Origin of the sequence: Novosphingobium profundi, assembly GCF_018491765.1 — a bacterium.
GTDB classification, from domain to species: Bacteria; Pseudomonadota; Alphaproteobacteria; order Sphingomonadales; family Sphingomonadaceae; genus Novosphingobium; species Novosphingobium profundi.
The window spans coordinates 77422-98553 of record NZ_JABWCU010000018.1; the positions used below are offsets into that span (position 1 = coordinate 77422).

Here is a 21132-nt window from a genome sequence, read left to right on the forward strand (position 1 = left end):
GCGCAGCCAAAGCAGAACAGGAGATTAGATCGATGACACAGGCTGTAACCGCCATGACTGTGCTGCCAGTCCGAGGAGATCGCTTACGCACGTTCCTGCCTGTTATGCGCAACAACTGCCGACAAAGCCGGGGTGAGCCGGGATGCAAGCAGTTCGATATCTTCTTGCCCGAAGGCAGTGGCGGATCGCTGACTGTGTTTGAGCGCTGGACCGAGCAGTCCGCGCTCGATCGGCATTCGCAGTCTGCGCACCTTGCCGCAGTCAATGCCCGCGCCGCCACGGATGTCGACGGCGATCCCGAGCAGTTCTGGCTGGAGGACATCGAGAGCATCGCGGCGCCCTTGTGCGGCCACGCCAGCGAACCCCAGCGCTCACGCAACATGGCCATCACCCTCACTGTGCAAAGTGACCATCGCGCCACTTTCATCGAGGGGTTCGCGAAGGCCATGGCCGCATCGCGCGGCGACGAGGGATGCCTTGCCTACGACCTGTATGGGGTAAGGGACGAACCTCAGTCCTTTGTGCTGTTCGAACGCTGGCGCAGTGTGGAGGATCATCTGGCCCACTTAGTGCAGGCGCACATGGACGAGACACGAGCGCTGTTCGCGCAAACCCTTGCCGCTCCCGTCGATGATCAGGCCCGGCGCTTCCTGCGCGATCTGAAGCTGTAGGATTGGAGGGATTAGGCGGCCAATTTTTCAACAGAGCATGAGAAACCTGCCATTCCATTCTCAGGCAACGAAAAAACGGCGTCGAGTGGTAGCAACGGGTCGGGGGCAGAAGGCCCTAGTCGTGCTGGCTGGGGGAGTGGCAGCCAGGCGCGGCAAGAAGCCGAAGCTGTCCGAGTGACAGCAAAGGAGTTGCGCCGCATGTTCGACACCAGAGGGTATTCGATCAGCAACCTTGCGGAGCTGATTTCAATTTCTCGGCCGACAGTCTACCAGACTCTCGACCGCCAAGCCTTTGCGGCCCTGGCATGATACGCTCGACCGTGACATCCGGCTGCCCTCGAGCTATCACCGCCCCGGGGCTTTGAGAATGCAGGCTATGGCCTCCCCTCATCGTCAAAGGAATTTGGGAGGTTCGCCGAGAGGCGGCCTCCCTCCTGCTTTCATAGTTTTGCCGGCTACGCGCCCGTCTTGCGCTTCCAAAATGGCTTAGCGGACGGACCTCGCCTGGGAACGGAAATTTACTAGGCCGGGATTCTGAGCTCGGCCCCGCTAAAGAAGCGAGTACGATACTCACCTGGCGTAAGTCCCTGGATGCGATTGAAAACGCGCCGGAATGCGGCAGGGTCCTCGTAGCCGACGGACCAGGCGATCTGATCGACCGTCCTGCGTGTGAACTCGAGCAGCTCACGTGCCTTGCCTACCCTCAGATGCTGGACGTATTCAATCGGCTTTAGGCCGGTGGCCGCCTTGAATCGACGTTGGAAAGTGCGCTCTTCCAATTGCGCTTCGGTGGCCATGTCGCCAAGGCTGAGATGGCGCACGGCGCGTGTCTGCAACCAGTGCTGCACCTTGAGGATTGGCTCATCACCGTGTGTCAGGCGAGGAGCGAAGCTGCTGAAATGTCGCTGCTCGCGACCGGCCGGATCAATCAGCCAGAACTTCCCCGTTTCCATCATGATCGTGGGGCCGAGCACGCGGTCAACAAGGCGAAGGCCGAGGTCCGTCCAGGCCATGAGGCCAGCGGCCGTGATGATGTCCCCGTCCTCGATCACGATCTTGTCGGCGTCGACGAGAATCTCTGGAAAGCGCTCCTGCAACTGGTCGGCGAACAACCAGTGGGTCGTTGCACGGCGCCCTGCAAGCAGACCGGTCGCGGCGAGAAGGAAGGCACCACCGCAGTTCGAGGCCAATGTCGCTCCTTGGGCGTGCCGGTCGAGCAGCCAGCGTGCATAGGGCGCTGCTTCGGCCGCCCCTGGTGGTCCCGCGAGGCGACCGGGAACGACCAGCACCGACGGTTGCCCGGGCCGGGCGGAGTGCGTGTCGAAGGTACGTGAAAACGTTCCGTCGACCGCTCGGGACCAGTGGCTGACCCGGACAACCGGCCCTCCGCGATCGGCGGAAAACGTGGACGCCACGCTCAAAAGGTCTGTCATTCCGTGTATCATCGCGGCCTGGCACCGCTCGTAGAGAACGACGCCGATTTCGGCTGCCACGTCATGCGCCATCATACGCCTTGCCTCCGTCAGCACCCACAATGTCGGTTTCAGCCCCCCTAATGTCGCAACTGCCAATCCCTGGAGGCATGCGGTCAATCTAACTTCGAAGTCATGACGCGCAAAGAGCCGCGAGAAAAAGTAAAGGAGACGCAAAATGACTGCGATCACCACTAAGGATGGAAGCCGCATCTTCTACAAGGACTGGGGCAGCAAGGAGGTTCAGCCAATCGTCTTTTCTCATGGCTGGCCACTGTCGGCCGATGCCTGGGATGCGCAGATGGTCTTCTTCGCCCAGAACGGCTTTCGGACTATTGCACACGACCGGCGCAGCCATGGCCGTTCGGATCAAGTCTGGGACGGCAACACGATGGATCAGTACGCCGACGATCTCGCGCAGTTGATCGAGACGTTGGATCTGCACGACGTCATCCTCGTCGGCCATTCGACCGGCGGCGGCGAAGTGACCCGCTACATCGGTCGTCACGGCACGCAACGGGTGGCCAAGATCGCCCTGATCGGAGCAGTGCCCCCGCTGATGTTAAAGACTGAGACGAACCCGGGTGGGCTTCCCATCTCAGCCTTCGATGCAATCCGCGAGGGCACTTATACCAACCGCAGCCAGTTCTTCCTGGACCTGACGACACCATTTTATGGTTTCAACCGTGAAGGCGCGAAGATCGACGAAGGGCTGCGTCAGGAATTCTGGCGCGAAGGCATGATGGGTGGGCTCAAGGGGCAGCTCGACTCAATCCGGGCCTTCTCCGAAAGCGATTTCCACGAAGACCTAGGCAAGTTCGACCGGCCCACGCTGGTCCTGCATGGCGATGATGACCAGATCGTGCCGATCGGTGCATCAGCGCTGGAAACCATCAAGATCGTCCCGGGCGCCGTCCTCAAGATCTATGAGGGCGCGGATCATGGCCTCGCCCAGACCCACCGGGACCGGTTCAACGCCGATCTGCTTTCATTCATCCGCAACTGACCAGCCTTGGTGGACTGCCGCCATCTCGCATCAATACGAAGGATTACGGCCATGACCAAAGGTACTTTCCTGATCACCGGCGCTTCTGATGGCATTGGTGCCGTTTACGCTGAGCGCCTTGCACGGCGCGGACACGATCTCGTACTTGTCGCCCGTCGAGGGGACAAGTTGGCCGAGCTCGCCACTCGCCTGAGCGCGGAGTCCAATGTCGAAATTGCGATCATCGCTGCCGATCTGGCTAATTCCGAAGGACTAGCCGCCGTAGAGGCTCGCCTGCATGACGATGAGACCATCACCGGGTTGGTCAACAATGCCGGAATTGCCGGTGAGACCACGCTGGTCGATGCCGATCCGGCTCAACTTACCGCGCTAGTCAATCTCAACGTACTTGCCGTGACCCGGCTGACGGCGGCGATCGCGCCACGCCTTTCCGCAAAACGGTCGGGGACCATCATCAACATTACGTCCGTGACGGCGCTGATGCCGGACGGCTTCACTGCAGCCTATCCGGCCAGCAAGGCCTATGTGCTTGCCTTTACGGAGGCGGTAGCGGCAGAATTGTCACCTCGTGGCGTACAGGTTCAAGCGGTTTTGCCAGGGATTACCCGTACGGCCATCTGGAGTGACGAGCAGATGTCTCATCTCGACCCCGGTATGGTGATGGATGCCGAGGACATGGTCGATGCTGCACTCGCCGGTCTCGACCTAGGTGAACGGATAACGATCCCATCGCTGCCGGACAATGCCGGCCTCGATGCCTACCTGGCTGCGCGGGGGGCCTTGCGCCCGGATCTGTCGCTGCGCGAGCCGGCGGCCCGCTACGGGCTCTAACCGCACTTCGTCAGGAGACATGCCATGAACACGCCAAAGTCGAAGGGGACTGTCGTACTCATCCACGGCGCTTGGCTGAATGCGCAGAGCTGGGAACGGATAAAGGCCCGCTATGAGGCGCGTGGCTTCACCGTTCTCGCGCCAGACTGGCCGTTCGACGATCGCCGACCGGAAGAACTGCGCCAGTCGCCTGCATCCGAACTTGCAAAGCTGAGTCAACGAGAAATCGTGAATCATTACGACCGGATCATCAGGGCCTTGCCGGAACCTCCGATCCTCATAGGCCATTCTCTGGGCGCTGTCTTCGTGCAGCACCTCCTCGACCGCGGGCTCGGTGCGGCGGGGGTTGCCATCGATCCTGCGCCGACGCCTGGAGTTCCCATACACCTGCATGCCCTGGTGTCGGCCCTTCCGATTTTCCTCGATCCATTCAGCCGTTCCAAAATCAAGTCGATGTCTCGGCGGTTTTTCCGCCGTCGCTTCGCGCAAACAGCGGCCACCGTCGATACAGACGCGCTCTATGATCGCTACATCGTACCGACACCAGGTCGAGTATATTGGGACGGCATCATCCATCCGATGAAGATCGATTGGGCGAACCCGCGACGCGCTCCGCTACTGCTAATTGGCGGAGGCAGGGATTTGATCGCCGATGCGTCGATGACCAGAGCGATCTATCGAAAGCAGCGCCGCTCCCCATCGAAAACGGAGTATCTGGAATATCCAACTCGCTCGCACTGGACGCTGCTCGACGAAGGATGGGAAGAGGTCGCCGATGTGGCAATGGCCTGGGCCCTGTCAGTCTGATCTAACTTTGGATCAGGGACGTCTGCGCCCGATCACTTTTTCGAAGTCGGAGTAGCCGTGCTTAAGCGACCTAGGATAGCCGTCGTTCCGCTCTTAGGGCACGAAGATCGGCGTCTGAGCGGCTCGAATGGGTCGGACGGCGAAAGCTGCTGCCGCGCGGCCTTTGTCGCATTTTAGTCGGTTTGTCGGTACGCCCAAAAGCAGGCTTCGGCTTTTATGGAATGCGCGAAAATTCGGATTGTCAAACTTGGCGTGTACTACCTCGCACGACGAGACGCCCCTGGAACGAACTGCTGTTCAGCTTGACCTTCCGGCCCGAAATCGCATCGAGCAGTGCCCCGACGGTCGCCTCGACCATCTCCTGGAGGGGCTGCTCCAGTGTGGTCAGTGAAAAAGCGGGCCAGTTCGAAATTCCGACGTTATCGAAACCCACGACGGAAATATCGACTCCTGGCGTCCGACCACTCTCCTGAATTGCCTGGAGGGCAGCAAAGGCCATGTGATCGTTGATGCAAAAAAGCGCGTCCGGTGGTTCGCTCTCGGCGAGCATCGAGCTCACGGCCTCGAAAGCCCCATCAAACGTGTAGGCCCCACTACGTTCGAGCGGAGCGTCAAAGCCTGCGGCGAGGATGCGGTTGCGAAAGGCGCGTGTGCGCTGAACGCTACTGGAACTTTGCCGCAAGCCGGTCACGATCCCGAAACGGGTATGGCCAAGGCCCAGCAGATGATCCGCGACGATTTCCGCGCCCGCCTTGTCGTCGCACGAAATGCCCGGCACTACCCCACCGGGATCGACGCTGTTAAACATGAGTACCGGAACGCTGGCACTCATGCACTCGGTCGCGATCTCGGCGGTGAGACTGGAGGATGCAAGGATGACGGCGTCGAGACCGTAGCCGAGCAGTTCGTCGAGCACCGGATCGAGATCCGTGTCGCCATGCGTCACGAAAAGAAGCAGGCGGTAGCCCTCTGTGGCAAACCGATCCGACAGGCGCTGGACGACGTCGGGATAGAACTGATTGTCGAGCTGGGTGATGGCAAGGCCAATCATCTTCGACTGACTCGTGGTCAGCGACCGTGCGGTGTTGCTTGGCCGGTACTTGAGCTGCTTGGCCGCCTCAAGCACACGCGTGCGCACATCCTCCGACACAACGCCCCGCGTAAACACCCGGGAAACAGCCGATTTCGAGACGCCCGCAAGGCGTGCGACGTCCAGGCCCGTGACTCTTGGTTTCATTGCGCCAAATCTCGCACCCGCCGCTCTTTCGTTGCTATCTCGACTCGTCACCGGCATCGGACAAGCAAATTCGATCCCAAAATGCCGATGGCCGCCGTTCGGTAATATCAATTCGACGCGAAGCCTAGGACATGCAAGACCACCGACAAATAGGATGATTGGGATGAGGTTTGCCGCATGCGACAAAGTTTTATCGTTCTTGACTGGGACCGGTTGCAGTGACTCAATAGGACAGTTTGAAGCAGCATGCGGGGCGGCCTTCGCCTCAGTAAAGTCGTTCCAGAATTCCCAGCATCGCCCCTGCATCGCGCACGGTCAGGTCCGATTTCGGGTATTCGCCTGCGATGGGTCATCTCCCTGGTGGCAGGCGAACTTCCGGTCGGGCCCGGCCACTTTTTGAATACTCGAATTCGCTTCGGAGCAACCGGAGCAATTGATGACGACGGGAGAGGGAGAAGGACATGGCGCTTACAGGCAGATTCGCTCTAGGTGCGGTGCGCACTGCAACCGGTCTCACTGTAATGGCGGCCGCATTGGCAGGCTGTCAGGGGAAGCCATCGGCCACCGCGTCGCAGGCGGTCGCGGAGGAAACGGCCAGTGCGCTCGCCGGGGAGCCGACCGGCCCCGCAGGTCCGCCCCCGATGCAGGGAAATGCGGCCGACAACCCGGACATGACAGCGGTCGCTGCGGCGGTCGACACCGATGGTGACGGCAAGATGAGTGCCGCGGAGTGGCAGGCGCAGGGCCTGCCGGAATCCTCGTTCAATGCCTTTGAGAAGGGGCGCGGGTTCGTGACGCTCAAGGACTACCAGGACAATCCCGCTCCTCCCGGCATCGATCTCAACGGCGATGGCCGTGTGACCGTCGAGGAATTCAAGGAATTCGACAAGCAGATGGCCGCGAAGATGAAGGACGCACCACCTCCGCCCCCGCCGGCCTCGTGATCGCGCAGGCCTGACACGCAAGAGAACGACGCCGGGGCCGGACCTCAGGCGCAGCAAACCTTGGGAGACGAACGTGCTACTACGCCGCTGGCACAGGTGGATTGCTTTGCCCGCCGGGCTGTTCCTCATGTTCATCGCGGCGACCGGCGTGTTGCTGCACCTCGACATGATGCGCCTTGGCCAGACACCGCCGGGACATGGGGCTCCGCCACCACCGCAGGTCCAGCCGCTACCCTCCAACGCGGAGTTGTCCGCCATGATCGGGCGCCTCGCCGACGAGGCCCGCAAGAACTCCGAGCTGGCACCGCAGAGTCTCCAGATCGTGCTTGCCGGTCCACGCATTACGCTCGTCGCCGGATCGGGCGGACCTCCGGGATCGCCGCAGACGAAATTCGACGCGGTGACCGGGGAACGCATCATCGACCCGCCACCACCGGCCGACTTCCACTACGTCCTGCAGGACCTCCACGCCGGGTACTTCGCCGGTTGGGCAGGACGCATCATCAGCATCCTGTGCGGCCTCAGCCTCTTCACGCTGGCCCTCACCGGGTTGCAGGTCTGGTGGGAGATGGCGCGACGCAAGAAACACCCCTTCTGGAAATAGCGGCAGCGCCCGCTCCGGGCGCGCCCAGGAACCAACGAAAAACATGATTTGCGAGAGAAAGGATACCCGATGAGAGGACTGTATTTCCTGACGGCCTGCACGGCTACCGCACTTGCCTGTACGGCGAGCCTGTCTGGCGCGGCCGAGAACGCCCCCCGCATGGATTTCGCCCCGCTCCAGAGCAACGCGGCAGTTGCCAAGGGCCGTACGATGATCACCGATGGCCAGCGCGCGGCCGACACCATCGCGATCCAGAACCTGATGAGCCGCCACGAGTTCATGCACGCCGCAGGCCGCAACCTCGAGGAGCTCGACAACTACTGGGTCAAGGCGAACGGCAAGTTCGCGGCGACCGCGACTTTCGGCAGTCCAGCCTGGGTGATGTACGGCCTTGAGACCGTGCGCAACGCCTATGGCAAGAAGAGCCATGCCGACGCAGAAAAGGCCCAGGCCAACCTCGCCGCGATCGATCCCAGCATAACCACCGACCCCAAGTTCTTCGGCGCGGGCGGCGAGTGGGTCATGCACACTTCGACCACCCCGGTGATCGAGATCGCCGGTGATGGCAAGACTGCACAGGGTGCCTGGTACTCGCCTGGCGCAGGTGTCATGCCTGTCTATGAGGACGGCAAGATCCATCTTCAGGCGATGATGTTCTGGGAGAAGTATGGCGGCGACTTCGTGAAGGAAGACGGCGTCTGGAAGATCTGGCACCTGCAGATGGCCTACGACTTCGTTCCGGGCCTTCCGGAATCGATGCTCGAGCAGCTCAACGCGCAGCTTGGCGACCTTGCGCTTGGCCGCCCGCTCAAGGCGCTCGGCGGTGAAGCCGGTGAACGTGGTGATTTTCCGGCAGGCTTCCGCAAGCCGCTTTACAGCTATCCGGCCTACAGCCCGCAGCGCGTGGCGGTAATCTGGCCCAATTTGCCACGGCCCTATTACACCTACAGCGAGACTTACAACAACTGCAACTGCGAGCAGTCGCTGCCCGCGTTCTGACACCTTGATCCGGCCCTTGCGCAAGGGAGGGCCGGGCTGCGTCCGTGAGACACATCCCGTGAAGACAAGGTCCAGAGCATGACACGACATCACGAAGCCGGGTTCATGACCGGCGTATCGCTGCTGCTGCCGATCACCCTGACGACGATGGCCATCGTGCTGTTGACGCCGATTATGCCCAATTTGATGGCGCAGTTCGCCGAAGTTCCGAACCACGAATACCTTGTTCCGATGATCCTCACCTTCCCGTCGCTCTGCGTGGCTCTGCTGTGCCCTTTCGCGGGGATGCTGGGGGACTACTTCGGGCGGCGGCGCCTGCTGCTCTTCTCGTTCATCCTCTACGCGATCGTCGGGGTGGCGCCGGTCTATCTGGACGACCTTACTCATATCCTCATTTCGCGCATCTGCGTGGGCGTGGCCGAAGCGCTGATCTACGTGCTCTCGACGACGATGATCGGGGACTACTACAAGGGCGCAAGCCGCGACAAATGGCTCGCGGCACAGACGGCCTTCGCCTCGATGTCGGCGCTGCTCTTCTTCAACCTCGGAGGCATCATGGGCGAGAGTGGCTGGCGCGGGCCGTTCTGGGCCTATGCTTCGGCGCTTGTCATGTTCGCGCTCGTCTGGAAGTTCACCTGGGAGCCGCAGAACGACGCGCACAGCGAAGACGAAACCGAACACGCGCCCCACAACCTTTCGTGGGAGGGCTTTCCCTGGGCGAAGATGGCCATGATCGTGGTCATCACCGTCTATGGTTCGATCTTCTTCTATACCGTCCAGATCCAGGCTCCGAGCGGGCTTGCCGAACTGGGCCTGACGAGCCCTGCCGAACGCGGCTTCCTGACCTCGATCGCTTCGATCGGCGTTCCACTCGGCACCTTCTTCTATTCGCGCATCGGTTCGAAGTGGGCGGTAGGACGCCTCCTGCTGATGGAATTCGCGCTCCTTTCGGCTGGCTTCGCTCTCATGGCCAAGGCGGGCGCGGTGACCGGCTTCCTTTTCGGCTGCTTCGTCAACCAGGTCGGCGCAGGCCTTCTTCTGCCCACCCTGCTGGTCTGGTCGATGTCGATCCTGAAGTTCGAGTTCCGCGGGCGCGGCACCGGTTTCTGGCAATCCGCCTTCGCGCTCGGCCAGTTTCTCTCGCCCGTGGTGGTGACCTTCGCGGCCAGCAAGGCCGGCGGCCTTCTCGGAGCATTCCTCGTCCTCTCGATCGGCGCGCTTGGCGGGGTGGTCATCGCGCTCGGTGCAGGCCGCTCGCCTCGGGCCACTGCGGACGCCACCTCGGAAGCGGAGGTGCCCGCACATGGCTGATCGACTGACAGGACGCATCGCCGTCGTTACCGGCGCGGCCAACGGCATAGGCGAAGGCATCGCAGGGATGTTCCGAAGCCAAGGTGCCACGGTCATCACCGTCGATCGCCAAGGCGCGGACCATTCGGCGGACTTGACCGACGAAGCGGAAACCAACGCGCTCTTCGCGAAGATCGGGGCCGGACATGGCCGGATCGACGTGCTGGTCAACGCGGCGGCTTTCGCGGTCTTCGCCTGGATCGAGGAGATGACCTATGCGCAGTGGAAGGCCACGCTGGCGGGGGAACTGGACATCGTCTTCCTGCCGACGCGCGCGGCCTGGCCTTGGCTCAAGGCGAGCGGTTCGGCCAGCGTCATCAACTTCGCCTCGGCCAACGCGCGCCATGCGCTCGAAGGATCGCCCGCTCTGGCCCATTGCGCCGGGAAAGGCGGGGTCCTTGCCATGACCCGCCAACTGGCGATGGAAGGCGCGCCCTTCGGCCTTCGTGCCAACACCATCGCACCGGGCTTCATCAAGACCGCGGCCACGGCGCGCCACCTCGCCGCGGATCCCGACTTCGAGGCGCAAGTACTGTCCAAGAACATGCTGAAGTTCCTGGGCGAGCCCGAAGATATCGCCTGGTGCGCGACGTGGTTGGCGAGCCGGGAAAGCCGGTACGTCACCGGCGCCGACTTTCGCATTGATGCGGGGGCAACCGCATGGTGAGCGTCGTCACTCCTTAATCGAACCAGGCCCACTGGTTCAGGGAGCAACCGAAGAAATCCGCACGGAAAAACAATGAGCTGCGGTCACGTTTGGGAAAGAGGGAAAAAGAATGAAAAAGACACTCTTGCTGATCTCCTCCGGGCTTATGGCCCTGTCGATGCCGGCCTATGCGCAGACCCATGCCGAAGAAGAGGCACAAGCCCCCGACGACACCGTGCCCCGTCCTCCGCGCGAGCGACCGCAAGGCGCGCCTCCGCCCGCGTTTTCCGCCACCGAAATCATCGTGACTGCACAGAAGCGCGCGCAGACCTTGCAGAGCACGCCGATGTCGATCTCGGCGATCACCGGCGACGACTTGCGCTCGCAGGCCAAGAACACCATCGAGGACGCCCTCAAGGACGTGCCCGGCGTCGAGATCCAGGGTATTGCGCAGGGCGCGCAGATCTACATCCGCGGCGTCGGTTCGGGCATTGACCCCTCCTTTGCCGACCCTTCGGTCGCGCTCATGGTCGATGGCGTCTACAATGGCCGCACTGAAGCTGTTGCCGGTGCGGGTTACGACATCGAGCGCATCGAAGTTCTGCGCGGCCCGCAAGGCACGCTCTATGGGCGCAACGCCTCAGGCGGCGCGGTCAATGTCATCACCAAGAACCCCGAACTGGGCAAGCGCGAGCTCATCTTCCGCGGCCAGTACGGCAACTACGACGCCTACCGCGTCGAAGGCGTGGTCAACCTGCCGATCGGAGACAGCGTGGCGGTGCGCGTGGCGGGCTTTCGCGATCGCCACAAGAGCTACGTCGACACCGGCGGCATGGACGCCAACGCGCGCGGCGTGCGCGGTAAGATCTATATGGAGCCGACCTCCTGGCTGCGAATTTCGCTCAAGGGCGAATACTATCTTGAGGACGCCTATGGCCCGATTACCGTTCCGGTTCCCGGTTCGGCCGGGAACCTGACGTTTCCGCCGCCGATCTTCTTCACCAACTTCGATCCCACTATCACCGATGGTCCGCCGTTCACCGGCGGCGTCCCGATCCAGCGCTTTCCCAATGGCTGGGAAACCGCCGATGCGAACGATCCCTGGTCGAATGATGCCCAGCATCCCCCGGGCCGCATCCGCCGCGAAGGCACGACCTTCATGGCGCAGATCGACGCCGATCTCGGCTTTGCCAACCTGACGCTGCTGCCGGCCTATTCGAAGAACAAGAATTACCTCCTCAGTTCGCTGTTCTTCGGCACACTGACCGGTCCCTATGGCGAGGGCTACGGCAACGCGACTTACAAGTCGATCGAAGCCCGCCTGACCTCGAACCCGGGCATGGGCTTCGACTGGATGCTCGGGGCCTATTACCTGCATAGCGCCGGTGCCCCGACCTTCGCCGACCAGACCGTCGACACGTTCAACCTTTCGCAGGACTTCGAGCCGAGCACGACCAAGGCCCTCTTCGGTCAGGTTACCTACCCTGTCACCGACCACTTGCGTCTCACCGGCGGCCTGCGCTGGAGCGAGGACACGCAAGGATCCTCCTTCCAGATCACCTCGAATGACGGCGGCGGCTACGATTCCGGCGTCATTGCCTTCACCAACAAGAAGGCCTCGATGACCTTCAAGGCCGGGTTCGAATACGACATCGCCGCGCGCTCGCTGCTCTACGCGCATCTTTCGACCGGCTTCAAACAGGGTGGTCTTTCGCCTTCGGTACCGGCCGTACCGTTCAAGCCGGAGAACCTGTACGCCTACGAAGTCGGCGTGAAGAACCAGTTCTTCGGCAACACGCTGACGGTGAATGCCTCGGCATTCTATTACGACTACAAGCACTACCAGCTCAGCTACCTGTCGTCCTCTCAGCTCGGCTCGACGGACTCAACTTTTACCGCCCCCAACGTCGTCAACACGGGCAACACCAACATCTACGGCGTCGAGCTCCAGTCGATCTACGAGCCCAACCGCTTCAACCGCGTCACCTTCTCGGGCAATTATCTCCACGCTCGCTACGGCGAGGTCGTCCTGCCCAACAATCCCTTCGTGAACCAGGGCGACTACGAGCTCAAGGGACGCCAGATGGCGAACTCGCCGACCTGGGTCTTCACCGGGGGCTACACGCACAACTTCGACTTTGCGGGTGGCACCTTGTCGGTGGGCGGTAACGTGCGCTGGTCGGATTCCTACTATGTCACGCACGAGCAGTACATGCCCGGCGCGCGCCAGTCGTCATATACGCGTTCGGATGCCAACATCCGCTACGCGCCGCCATCGGATCGCTGGTCGATCAGCGCCTTTATCAAGAACATCGAAGGCGATGCCCAGACCACTTATGTCTTCCCTCTGTACCGCCGCTACATCACCGCGCCGCGTACGTTCGGGGTCAGCGGAGAGATGAAGTTCTGATGCACGAGGGATCCGACGCTTCGAATGCTGCGCACAGGCTGCCTGTCTCACGACGCCATTTGCTGCTGGCAGGCAGCGCCTCGCTGCTGGCAGGGGCGGGGATGATCCCCACCCCGCTGCGCGCGGTCGCAGCGTTGGGTCCCGTTCCCGGCATCACGGTGCCCGCCGCGCAGCGGCCACGCCTGCGCTGGTGGTGGCCGGGCGGGGCCATCGACCCCGCCGAAGTTCGCCGCGAAGTCGCCGACATGGCCCGCGCGGGTTTTGGCGGTTTCGAGATTGCCGACGTGCGCGACAGCGTGACCGTCCCGCTCGATCCGGCGATCTTCGGCTGGGGCTCCGAGCGCTGGATCGCGGGCGTGGAGGCGGCTTTCGACGAAGCCGACAAGCAGGGCCTCAAGGCCGACATCACCATCGGCGCGCACTGGCCGACCGGCATGCCGGGCGTCACCCCCGACAGTCCGGCTGCATCGCAGGAACTCGTCCATGGGGCCGCGAGGCTGGCTGCCGGGGAGCGCTTCGTCGGGCCACCTCCTGCGCCCCAAGGGCCGCCCGCCGGACTTCAGCCGGGGCTCAAGATCTCGTCGCCCACGATTACCCCGCGGCTGATCGCGCTACAGGCCTACCGCATGCTGGGCGAGGGGGCGGGCGGCGTCGTCCGGCTGGATCCGGGCAGCCGGATTGACCTGACGGGCAAGGTTCGCGATGGTCAGCTTGAATGGACCGCTCCTTCGGGGGGAACCTGGCAGCTGATCGCCTTCTGGGCGCGCGGTACCGGCCAGCTCCAGAACATGTTCGACCGCAACCGCGAAGCGAGCATGCTGGCATCGCCGGTCCCCTACGTCATCGACATCTTCGGCAGCGCCGGAACACGCGCCTGCACGCGCTACTGGGACGATCACCTCCTGCCTCCACGCATGAAGGCACTGGCAAGCCGCATCGGTGGTTCCTTCTTCGAGGATTCGCTCGAACTCAAGGCCTGCCAGCACTGGTCGCCCGACCTCCTGCACGAATTTTCGACCCGGCGCGGCTATGATCTGCTGGACTTCCTCCCGCTCGCGGTGAAGCCCGCCTTCGATCCGGCCCGCCCGGCGTTCCTGCCGCAACCTGCGGTCTACGAATTCCCGGAAGTCTCTCGCGCGCGACTTCTCCGCGATTTCAACGCGACACTGGGCGAGATGTATGTTGCCAACCGTGTCGTGCCGATCGGCGAATGGGCGCACCAATACGGTATGAAGTTTCGCGTCCAGGCCATTGGCGGCATCGTCGATTCCGGATCGGCGGCCGCGATCGCCGACATTCCCGAAGGCGACAACAGCTGCGATCTCGATGGCTTCCGTGTCCTGGCCGCCGGAGCCTCGATCGGCGGGCGCCCGATCCTCTCCGACGAAGCCGCGACATTCGTTGGCGGCAATGCCAATGTGGCAGACTGGCGCACGCTGCTGATGATGGTCCAGCGCGACTTTGCGGGCGGCGTCAACCAGGCCGTGCTCCACGGCTACAGCTATGCCGATGCGCCGGGCGTGACCTGGCCCGGCTTTTCCGCCTTCGGTCGCGCCATTGGCAACGACTGGGGGCCGCGCAGTCCCTTGTGGACGATGGCCCCGGACGCAAGCGGATATCTCGCGCGGTTGCAGCGCTTCCTCCAAACCGCGCCGACGGTCTGCGACGTGGCAATCCTCAACCAGTCGCTGGGCACGCACGCCCATTTCGCCGATCCCGGTCTGGCCAATGCGGGCTATACCTACCAGTTCCCGACCGCCTCGCTGCTCGAACGCGCCGATGCCAGCGTCCGGGACGGGGCGCTGTTTCCCGATGGCCCTGCCTACAAGGCGCTCGTGATCAACCACGAAGCGGCCCTTTCACCAGCCGTGGTGCAGCGCCTCCTCGGCCTTGCCAAGGGGGGCTTCCCGATCCTCGTAGTGGGAACGCCTCCCGAGCGCGCGATCGGCCTGCCCGCCCCCAACGACGCCGCGATCCAGAAGGGCATGACCGCCCTTTTGCAATTCCCGACGACGACCCGCGTACCCGATGAAGCGGCTCTGTCCGCCGCACTTTCGGCTCTCGGGATCACACCGAGCCTCGGATTTTCGAAGCCCGATGGCATGGTCGGACTGACGCGCCGCAAAGGAGGCACGCTCTTTGTCTACCTCCTCAACGACGGCACGGTGCCGCTGCGCCAGAAGATCTCGATCGCCAGTACGGCGCGCGCCTACCAACTCGATGCCTGGACCGGGGAGACGCGCCCTTGCGCGAACTATCGCCAGATCGAGGGGCGGACCGAGATCGATCTCGACTTTCCCGTCGACGGGGCGATCACGCTCCTTTTCACGGACGAGCTGGTGGCCGGTATCCGTGCGCCCGCGTTGCACGCCAGCGATCCCGCCATCGAAGCTGCGTATATTGACGACACGCTCATGCTCGTTGCACGCGAGACCGGATCGCATGAAGTGCGGCTTTCCGACGGAAGGGTGGCAAGGGCCATCGTCGATGCCGTTCCCCCGCCCCTGGCGCTCACAGGCTGGAACCTCTCCATCGAGAGCTGGGAAAAGGGAGCAGCTCCCACCGACATGGCAAAGCGACGGATCGAGGTCGGCACCACGGCACCCGGCCCCTGGCGGGCGCGCGCCGAACTCGAAGCCGTGTCCGGAATAGGTCACTACACGACCCACCTGCAGATACCTGCGAGGGCCTCCGGCAAGCTTGGAGCCCGCCTGCATCTGGGCAAGATTGGCGGCGCGGCCCGCGTTGCGGTGAACGGGGGGGCGCCGATTGCGGTAAATCCTTTCGTCAACGAGGTCGATCTGTCCGGGCATCTCACGCCCGGCACGAACCGCATCGAAGTGATCGTCGCCACACCGCTCAACAACCGCCTGAAAGCCGAGGGCATCGAGAACGACATGTTCGCCGCGCGGCCTCCGGGCGAAACTCCGGCAGAACCCGCCGCGCCCCCGCCGCCGCCCAAGCTGGACTTCGTACCCGACGAGCCGGCCGAACAACCTCCCGCCATGGCAAAGGGCGCCGTGGCCCCCGGCCGGCCACGCGAAGTGCAGGATTATGGTCTCATCGGTCCTGTCGAACTCGTGTTCGAGGTCCATGTCCCTCTGAAGGCCCAAGGATGAGGAGCCAGCCATGATCGCTCGGAAGGCGGCGCGGGCCGCATTGCTCGCGGCTTCGGTCCTCGGGGCTCTCTCCAGTGTGCACCTCCGCGCGCGGGACCTCTCCGAAGAGGATCTCGAAGCGCTTTTCGCATCGCCGCCCAAGTCCGCGCGGCCGATGATCCGATGGTGGTGGCCGGGGGGCGACGTCGAGGATTCGGTCATCCGCTCCGAGATCGCTGCGTTCGACGCCGCGGGTTTCGGCGGTGTCGAGGTGCAACCGTTCGACGAGGGCATGAGCCCGCCCACCGCCGCGGAGACGAAACGGATCAACGACTTCGCGACGCCGGGATTCTTCGCCCATATTGCGGTTGCGGCGCAGGCGGCGCGCGACCACGGCAGCTTTCTTGACTATACGTTCGGTTCGGGATGGCCCTCTGGCGGAGCCTTCGTGACGCCGGAACACGCCTCCCTCGAACTGCGCAGCACAGTCAAGAGCGTCACTGGCCCCGCCAGCAGCATCACGCTCGACATTCCGGCACGCGGTGGCTTCTACGGCGCCGGACCCGCGCGCGAAGGCCCCTCGCTTCCCGAAGGCTGGGCCGAACGGATCGCCGCGCGCGAAAAGGTCGTGGCGGTGATCGCCTGGCCGGGCAGCGCGCCGCATATCGAACACAGCAAGGGCAGCTTCGGCCAGCCTATCACCACGACGACCGCTCCCGGTGTCCTTGCGGGCGAACCCGTCGATCTGACCGACCGCCTGCGCGCCGACGGCACGCTCGACTGGACGGCCCCGAAGGGCGAATGGCAGATCTTCGTCTACCGTCAGCTGCCCACGCTCCAGCGGGTAACGGGCGGGGTGGGTGGTGGCGCGCAGCTCGTTCTCGACCATTTCGACCGTGCCGCCTTCGACGCCTATGCCAGCCAGATCCTGCCCGAAGCCCTGCCAGGCGCGGCCGATGGGCTGCGCGCGGTCTTCGTGGACAGTCTCGAAGTGCGTGTCGCCAATTGGTGGAGCGAGGATTTCCTAACCCAGTTCCAAAAGCGCCACGGCTACGACCTGCGCCTCTACCTGCCCTTTATCGAACAGGTGGGCTGGCCGTCCCCCTTCGACAACACGGTCAACTACGAGGATTCCGGCATCGCCGAAAAGGTGCGTGCGGACTATCGCCAGACCGTGAAGGACCTTATCCGCGAACGCTTCTTCGAACCCTTCGAGGAGGCCGTTCACGCCCACGGTCTGGAGACGCGCCTGCAGGCGCATGGAGCTCCGGGTGACCTGCTCACGCTTTATGGGCAAGCCGATATTCCCGAGACCGAGGACCTCTTCGAGGGTGTCTCGCCCAGCTTCCTGAAAATGGCCAGTTCGGCGGCCCATATCTACGGCAAGCCGATCACCGCTGCAGAGGCTTTCATCATTCCCGGGACCGATGGCTACGGCACGACGCCCAGGCTCATGAAGGAGCGCGCCGATGCGCTGCTGGTCAACGGTGCGAACGCCCTGATCGCCCACGGCGCGCCCTATCCCTACCACACCAAAGTGCGCCCCTATGGCTGGTATCCCTGGGGCGGCGTATTCAGTTCGATGCTGGGCACGCGCAATCCGCTGCTGCCCTATTTTGCACCGGTCAACCGCTATGTCTCGCGGCTTCAGGCGGTGTTTCAGAACACCGCGACGATCGCCCCTGTCGCTGTATTTCGGGAGAGCGGACCCTATCCTGATGCACGGCCCAGCGGCGGCCCTGCCGATACGCCGGAACCCGAAGCCAACAGTACCCTGCGCCATGCCGGCTATGACTGGGATCACATCGACACCACCGCGTTGGACCGCAGCGATATCACGGATGGGGCAATCCGCACGCCCGGGACGGGCCGCTACCGCGTGCTCGTCGTCCCTTATCCCTCGAAGTTGACCGAAGCCGACATGGCCGCGTTGAAGCGCGCGCTTCGGGGCGGCCTTCCGGTTCTTTTGATTTCCGACAGCGAAAAGGCGGCCTCGCCCGACGACCTGGCGCGCGCCGGCGCGCAGTGGCTTACGGGACCAGAGAAATTGCCGGCAGCGCTCCTGAAGAGAGGCATTGCACCGCAGGTCGACTTCGCGGGGAGCGACCCCTTGCCATTTCTCGTCAAGGCCCTTCCCGAAAAGGGGCGACTGCTGTTTGTCACCAACCCGCACGACACACCGCGCGAGGCGCGCATCCTTGTTCCGAGGGGACAGAGCGTGGAACGGTGGGACGCGTGGAGCGGATCGATCCGCCCGGCCGAAACGCACGTAGAGGGCGAGCGCCAGTTCTACCATCTCAGGCTCGAAGCCGGACAGTCCCGGCTTCTGGCGCTGGTACCTCCTGCCCAGGCGATTTCGAGTGGCCGGGCGCGACGTTCGGCGCAGGCCGAAGAGCGCGCCCCGACGACGCTGGCGATTCTGCGTGCGTGGGACGTGCGACTGGACGGCATCGACGAAGATGGCCGCACCGTGCGCCACGAAGCGACCGGCGCTCCCCTTGCCGACTGGAGCGCATGGGCGGGCGGGAAGGCCGTCAGCGGGAACGCCCACTATTCGGCCCATTTCACCCTATCCGCACCGGCGCAGCCTGCCGATCTCGTCCTGGACCTGGGTGAGGTTGGCGACGCCGCGCGCGTCACGGTCAACGGCTGCACGATCATCGCCCCTTACGCCCCTTACACGGTCAGCTTTTCCGGCCTCGTCCACCCCGGCTCGAACATGTTGCAGGTCGACGTCGCCAATTCGCCGCTCAACGCCACGCGAAACGATCCGGGGGGAATTGGCGCAGGTCCCCACAAGCCTGCGCCACGCCCGGCCGGATTGCAGGGGCCCGTCCAGCTTCACACCGGGGGCGCCCCGCGCTGGCTGCCGCCCCCGACCTGCGCAAAACCATGACCCTGCCAAGCGGGCCGACCCGGCCCGGATCACCGCTCTGACCGACCAGAAAAAAAGCAAGTTTACGAGGATTGCAGAATGAGGCTCTTTCGTGGATTCGCGACCATTGTCACAGCCGTAGTGACGCCCTCTTGCGCCATGGCGCAAACGCAGCCCCCGCCATCAGGCCCGCCTCCCGTTGCCGCGGCCTGCCGTGACCTGCCCCGGCTCGACCAATCTGCGCTGTTCGCGGCACTCGACACCGGACACACCGGCCGCATCACGAAAGCGCAATGGAGCCAGGCCTTCGGATCTACCGGGACCTTGTTCGAAGACCTCGACACCGACCATCAAGGTTACCTCACGCTCGACGAATTGCAGGCGAGCAACCCACCGCACTGGGTCGATCGAAACAAGGACGGAAAGATCGATTTACCCGAGGAGAAGGCCGCCTTGTCGAGCCTTTACACACCTGGCGCCGCGCCGCCACCGCGCGGCGAATGCTGACCGCCTTATCGCAGGACACCTAAGTTGCGTTCTTTTTGAATGCAGAGTCACCCAGACCCAAATTGCCCCCAAGATCATCAGAGGATTGCCTCCATGCCTTTCAAACCAATGCTCATCGCCAGCAGCGTCGTGGCCCTGGTCGCCTCCGTCCCGGCCACGCACGCGCAGACGCCAGCCGCGCCACAGGTTTCGACGTGCGATCGGGCCTGTATGAGCGGGATCGTCGACACGCTCCTGCAATCGATGGTCGCACATGATCCCGATCATCTTCCCCTTACCGCGATGTACGAGGCGACGGAAAACTCGCGTCCGGCGGCCCTGGGAATGATGCAGGCCTGGCGCACGATCACCCAAGCGCAAAAGCCCTCGCTGCTGGCGATCGACACCCACGCCGGTCAGGCCTATTTCGCCCTGAACGTCAGCGAGGGGGGGAACACATCGATCCTGTGGGGGCGGATCAAGGTCATCGATCGCAAGATATCGCAGCTTGAGATCTTCCTGAACCGGTCCCGCGCCGATCATGGCTTTTCGTTCTCACCTGAGCAATTGCCCGAAAATTATCGCTTCGTGATGCATCCTCCTGCGGGCCGCAAGAAGGCCACCCATGCGCAATTGGTGGCGCTTTCGAACGCCGCGTTCGACGCGTCCGATCCCCTGAAGGTCGATGTCGCCAAGGACTGCCAGTTCACCGAGCTGGGGTGGAAAGTGATCGACCCCGGACTGGACGACCAGCCCCCCCGGCCAAATGCCGAGGAACCGCTTGGCTGCATGTTCCCGCCCTTCCGACCAACGGACAAGCAGGCTCGCACCATCGTTATCGACGATGAACTGGGGATCGTGGTCGATGCGGCGGTGATCCGCGGCATGGTTTACCCCTATCCTTGGCATGGCCGCATGATCTCGGCGTTCATTCCCGTTGACATGGCCGAGCCGGCCAAGATGCAGGACGACTGGATCAAGCGCCACATGGGCGAACACAAGGCCCCGATCGTCAAGCCGATGCCGGCAACCGGCGAAGTCATGCAGGTGCTTCAGTATTATGATGGAAAGCTGCAGGCCTCGCAGATCAATGTCTATCTTGGAAGCAAAGGCGCGTTATCGGATTGGGTAGCGCCTGACGTGACCCCTTAGATTTCATCCACGAGCGATTAGAGTCTGGCCTGAGAGAAGGACGGACGAGATGACGGTGCTCTACGGGAGCGTTTGCGTGAACCGGCGTCGCCGGTTCGGCTATCGGTGCTTTCACATCCTGCTGCGGCGTGAAGGTGTGATGATCTACCGCAAGAAGACGCAGCGGCTTTATCGCGAGGAAGGTTTGATCGCACGCAGATGACGTGCCGCAGACGCGCTGTGGGTACGCGGGCTCGGGCCCCGGTGCTGGCCTTGCCGAAGCAGCGCTGGAGCGAAGCTCGGAGACACGTCAGCCTCTTTTGGGCGACAACCGGAAAATAGCTGCCGGTCCGCACTTGAGAACGCAAAATTAGCGACTGAACGTCGTCAAAGGGTCGGGGGCAGAAGAGCCTCTATTCGCCGGCGGGGGAGTGGCCGCCAGGCGCCCATTCCGGCCGTTTAGGTCGGAGACTGTCGATGCTGAAAGCGGCTCTTGACCCTGTAGTTACTACAGGCCTTATGGAGCTTCCGTGCCCGGCGACTATGTCAGGCGGAAACGGGGGCG

Annotated in this window: 16 protein-coding genes and 1 pseudogene; 15 read left to right on the forward strand and 2 right to left on the reverse strand. The window is 63.2% G+C overall.

The window, feature by feature from the left end:
- The first annotated feature begins 32 nt into the window (after positions 1-32).
- Positions 33-671 (forward strand): putative quinol monooxygenase, encoded by a 639-nt coding sequence (locus HT136_RS19935; RefSeq protein ID WP_214201604.1) that lies wholly within the window; start codon positions 33-35, stop codon positions 669-671.
- A 521-nt stretch (positions 672-1192) separates the two neighbouring features.
- Here the strand turns inward: HT136_RS19935 and HT136_RS19945 are convergent.
- The gene (locus tag HT136_RS19945) at positions 1193-2179 is read right to left on the reverse strand and encodes a GlxA family transcriptional regulator (RefSeq protein ID WP_214201605.1); all 987 of its coding nucleotides are present in this window, start codon (positions 2177-2179) and stop codon (positions 1193-1195) included.
- A gap of 142 nt (positions 2180-2321) precedes the next feature.
- Here HT136_RS19945 and HT136_RS19950 point away from each other — a divergent pair, with 142 nt between their 5' ends.
- From HT136_RS19950 to HT136_RS19960, 3 genes are read left to right on the forward strand one after another with little or no spacing between them, the layout of a single operon-like run.
- Positions 2322-3149 carry an alpha/beta fold hydrolase gene (locus tag HT136_RS19950; RefSeq protein WP_214201606.1) on the forward strand — a complete coding sequence of 276 codons (828 nt, stop codon included), beginning with the start codon at positions 2322-2324 and terminating at the stop codon, positions 3147-3149.
- Positions 3150-3200: 51 nt separating this feature from the next.
- Positions 3201-3980 (forward strand): SDR family NAD(P)-dependent oxidoreductase, encoded by a 780-nt coding sequence (locus tag HT136_RS19955; protein WP_214201607.1) that lies wholly within the window; start codon positions 3201-3203, stop codon positions 3978-3980.
- Between the two features lie 24 nt (positions 3981-4004).
- Entirely contained in the window at positions 4005-4787 is a 783-nt protein-coding gene (locus tag HT136_RS19960; RefSeq protein WP_214201608.1) for an alpha/beta hydrolase, read from the forward strand.
- A gap of 241 nt (positions 4788-5028) precedes the next feature.
- Here HT136_RS19960 and HT136_RS19965 read toward each other — a convergent pair whose 3' ends face one another.
- A complete protein-coding gene (locus tag HT136_RS19965; RefSeq protein ID WP_214201609.1) occupies positions 5029-6024 on the reverse strand; it encodes a LacI family DNA-binding transcriptional regulator in 996 nt (331 codons plus the stop codon).
- Positions 6025-6485: 461 nt separating this feature from the next.
- Between HT136_RS19965 and HT136_RS19970 the strand changes: the two genes are divergently transcribed.
- From HT136_RS19970 to HT136_RS20020, 11 genes and pseudogenes are all read left to right on the forward strand, one after another.
- Positions 6486-6968: an EF-hand domain-containing protein gene (locus HT136_RS19970; protein WP_214201649.1), complete on the forward strand. Its 483-nt coding sequence runs from the start codon at positions 6486-6488 to the stop codon at positions 6966-6968.
- Positions 6969-6978: 10 nt separating this feature from the next.
- Positions 6979-7572, forward strand: a complete 594-nt coding sequence (locus tag HT136_RS19975) for a PepSY-associated TM helix domain-containing protein (protein WP_214201650.1) — start codon at positions 6979-6981, stop codon at positions 7570-7572.
- A gap of 69 nt (positions 7573-7641) precedes the next feature.
- On the forward strand, positions 7642-8571 hold the full coding sequence (locus HT136_RS19980; protein ID WP_214201610.1) for a nuclear transport factor 2 family protein: 930 nt from the start codon (positions 7642-7644) through the stop codon (positions 8569-8571).
- Positions 8572-8649: 78 nt separating this feature from the next.
- Positions 8650-9882 (forward strand): MFS transporter, encoded by a 1233-nt coding sequence (locus HT136_RS19985; protein WP_214201611.1) that lies wholly within the window; start codon positions 8650-8652, stop codon positions 9880-9882.
- Positions 9875-10588, forward strand: a complete 714-nt coding sequence (locus HT136_RS19990; protein WP_214201612.1) for an SDR family NAD(P)-dependent oxidoreductase — start codon at positions 9875-9877, stop codon at positions 10586-10588. The genes HT136_RS19985 and HT136_RS19990 overlap by 8 nt, the downstream gene beginning before the upstream one ends.
- 109 nt (positions 10589-10697) lie before the next feature.
- Positions 10698-12977: a TonB-dependent receptor gene (locus HT136_RS19995; protein ID WP_214201613.1), complete on the forward strand. Its 2280-nt coding sequence runs from the start codon at positions 10698-10700 to the stop codon at positions 12975-12977.
- Positions 12977-16096 carry a glycosyl hydrolase gene (locus HT136_RS20000; RefSeq protein ID WP_214201614.1) on the forward strand — a complete coding sequence of 1040 codons (3120 nt, stop codon included), beginning with the start codon at positions 12977-12979 and terminating at the stop codon, positions 16094-16096. Before HT136_RS19995 ends, HT136_RS20000 begins: the two co-directional genes overlap by 1 nt.
- Positions 16097-16106: 10 nt before the next feature.
- Positions 16107-18971: a glycosyl hydrolase gene (locus HT136_RS20005; protein ID WP_214201615.1), complete on the forward strand. Its 2865-nt coding sequence runs from the start codon at positions 16107-16109 to the stop codon at positions 18969-18971.
- A gap of 138 nt (positions 18972-19109) precedes the next feature.
- Positions 19110-19457: an EF-hand domain-containing protein gene (locus tag HT136_RS20010; RefSeq protein ID WP_214201616.1), complete on the forward strand. Its 348-nt coding sequence runs from the start codon at positions 19110-19112 to the stop codon at positions 19455-19457.
- A 39-nt stretch (positions 19458-19496) separates the two neighbouring features.
- Positions 19497-20588: a hypothetical protein gene (locus HT136_RS20015; protein ID WP_214201617.1), complete on the forward strand. Its 1092-nt coding sequence runs from the start codon at positions 19497-19499 to the stop codon at positions 20586-20588.
- Between the two features lie 79 nt (positions 20589-20667).
- Positions 20668-20861: pseudogene (locus HT136_RS20020) on the forward strand (IS3 family transposase); the annotation flags it as partial.
- Positions 20862-21132 lie beyond the last annotated feature (271 nt).

Bases quoted from the DNA above. Each gene is read 5' to 3' on its own strand.
- HT136_RS19970 (WP_214201649.1), top strand. From the start codon at position 6,486: ATGGCGCTTACAGGCAGATTCGCTCTAGGTGCGGTGCGCACTGCAACC.
- HT136_RS19965 (WP_214201609.1), bottom strand. From the start codon at position 6,024: ATGAAACCAAGAGTCACGGGCCTGGACGTCGCACGCCTTGCGGGCGTC.
- HT136_RS19990 (WP_214201612.1), top strand. From the start codon at position 9,875: ATGGCTGATCGACTGACAGGACGCATCGCCGTCGTTACCGGCGCGGCC.
- HT136_RS19935 (WP_214201604.1), top strand. From the start codon at position 33: ATGACACAGGCTGTAACCGCCATGACTGTGCTGCCAGTCCGAGGAGAT.
- HT136_RS20015 (WP_214201617.1), top strand. From the start codon at position 19,497: ATGCAGAGTCACCCAGACCCAAATTGCCCCCAAGATCATCAGAGGATT.
- HT136_RS19985 (WP_214201611.1), top strand. From the start codon at position 8,650: ATGACACGACATCACGAAGCCGGGTTCATGACCGGCGTATCGCTGCTG.
- HT136_RS19950 (WP_214201606.1), top strand. From the start codon at position 2,322: ATGACTGCGATCACCACTAAGGATGGAAGCCGCATCTTCTACAAGGAC.
- HT136_RS20010 (WP_214201616.1), top strand. From the start codon at position 19,110: ATGGCGCAAACGCAGCCCCCGCCATCAGGCCCGCCTCCCGTTGCCGCG.
- HT136_RS20005 (WP_214201615.1), top strand. From the start codon at position 16,107: ATGATCGCTCGGAAGGCGGCGCGGGCCGCATTGCTCGCGGCTTCGGTC.
- HT136_RS19960 (WP_214201608.1), top strand. From the start codon at position 4,005: ATGAACACGCCAAAGTCGAAGGGGACTGTCGTACTCATCCACGGCGCT.
- HT136_RS19980 (WP_214201610.1), top strand. From the start codon at position 7,642: ATGAGAGGACTGTATTTCCTGACGGCCTGCACGGCTACCGCACTTGCC.
- HT136_RS19945 (WP_214201605.1), bottom strand. From the start codon at position 2,179: ATGATGGCGCATGACGTGGCAGCCGAAATCGGCGTCGTTCTCTACGAG.
- HT136_RS19995 (WP_214201613.1), top strand. From the start codon at position 10,698: ATGAAAAAGACACTCTTGCTGATCTCCTCCGGGCTTATGGCCCTGTCG.
- HT136_RS19955 (WP_214201607.1), top strand. From the start codon at position 3,201: ATGACCAAAGGTACTTTCCTGATCACCGGCGCTTCTGATGGCATTGGT.
- HT136_RS20000 (WP_214201614.1), top strand. From the start codon at position 12,977: ATGCACGAGGGATCCGACGCTTCGAATGCTGCGCACAGGCTGCCTGTC.